At 69.4% G+C, this 1,549-nt stretch carries 2 protein-coding genes; both read right to left on the reverse strand.

From position 1 onward, the window contains the following. Positions 1–29: 29 nt before the first annotated feature. Entirely contained in the window at positions 30–152 is a 123-nt protein-coding gene (locus ACWGIG_RS38850; RefSeq protein ID WP_453326434.1) for an MFS transporter small subunit, read from the reverse strand. Next, complete coding sequence (locus ACWGIG_RS38855) at positions 133–1,518, reverse strand: L-lactate MFS transporter (RefSeq protein ID WP_453326435.1); 1,386 nt, start codon at positions 1,516–1,518, stop codon at positions 133–135. The genes ACWGIG_RS38850 and ACWGIG_RS38855 overlap by 20 nt, the downstream gene beginning before the upstream one ends. Between the last annotated feature and the right edge of the window lie 31 nt (positions 1,519–1,549).

The following is a 1,549-nucleotide window of genomic DNA, read 5'->3' on the forward strand; positions in this document are numbered from 1 at the left end:
GCTTCTTCGCGTGCGCCGCTTCCCCGCGGTCAGCCGGTGAAGAGCTGGGTGGCCTTGCGGATGAGTTCGTACAGGCCGTAGGCGAACGGCAGCAGGACCCACAGCCAGACGGTGGCGGCGAGGGCCCGGTGGTTACGGCTGCGGGGCTGCATGGGCGGGGGTTCCTTCCGCGGAGGGCTGTGGCTTCGGCTGCGGCTCGTGGAAGCGCGGGTGGACGGGACGTACGAGCTCGTTGGCGGCGAAGCCCACCAGGAGCAGGCCGATCATGATGTACATCGAGGTCGTGTACAGGCCGGGGCCGCTGTGGCCCGCCTGTTCCTGGGTGTCCGCGACGCGGTTGACGATCAGCGGGCCGAGGACACCTGCCGTGGACCAGGCGGTGAGCAGGCGGCCGTGGATCGCACCGACCTGGTAGGTGCCGAAGAGGTCCCCCAGGTACGCGGGGATCGTGGCGAAGCCGCCGCCGTAGAAGGACAGGATCACCAGCGCGCAGACGATGAAGAGGGGCTTGGAGTCGTTGCCGAAGTGGGCGATGGCGAGGTACATCAGCGCGCCGGCACCGAGGTAGACCCGGTACATGGACTTGCGGCCGATGAGGTCGGAGGTGGAGGCCCAGAGGATGCGGCCGGTCATGTTCGCGAGGGAGAGGAGGGCGACGAAGCCGGCTGCGGCGGAGGCCGAGACGGGGGTGGGGGTGCTCGCGAAGTAGTCCTTGATCATGGGGGCGGCTTTTTCGAGGATGCCGATGCCGGCGGTGACGTTCAGACAGAGGACCACCCACAGGCACCAGAACTGCGGGGTGCGCAGGGCGTTGCGGGCCGAGACGTCGGCGGTGGTGACCAGGGTGCGGAGCTTGGTGCTGGGCTGCCATCCCTCCGGTTTCCAGCCCGGGGGCGGGACGCGGACCAGCAGGACGCCGAGCGACATGAAAACGGCGTAGGCGAGGCCCATCACGAGGAAGGTGGTGGCTATGCCGGAGCTGCCGTCCTGCTTGTCGCCGCCGAAGGATTCGAGCAGTTGGGACGACCAGGGCGAGGCGATGAGGGCGCCGCCGCCGAAGCCCATGATGGCGATGCCGGTGGCCATGCCCGGCTTGTCGGGGAACCACTTCATGAGGGTGGAGACCGGGGAGATGTATCCGATGCCCAGGCCGATGCCGCCGACGAAGCCGTAGCCGAAGACGATCAGCCAGTACTGCTGGGTGGCGGCGCCGAGGGCGGCGATCAGGAAGCCGGAGGAGAAGCAGACGAGGGAGACGAACATGGCCCAGCGGGGGCCGTTGCGCTCGACGAGCGTGCCGCCGAACCCGGCGGACAGGCCGAGCATGACGATGCCCAGCTGGAAGGGGAGGGCGCTCTGGGTGCCGGAGAGGTGGAGCGACGATTCGAGCGGCGGCTTGAACACGCTCCAGGCGTAGGCCTGGCCGATGGAGAGGTGGACGGAGAGGGCGGCGGGCGGCACCAGCCAGCGGCTCCGGCCGGGCGGGGCGACGGTCCGGGACCTGTCGAGGAAGGTCATGAGGCCGAACCCTAGGGAGGGAACGGGGGGT

The sequence above is a fragment of the Streptomyces sp. NPDC054863 genome (genome assembly GCF_053610825.1).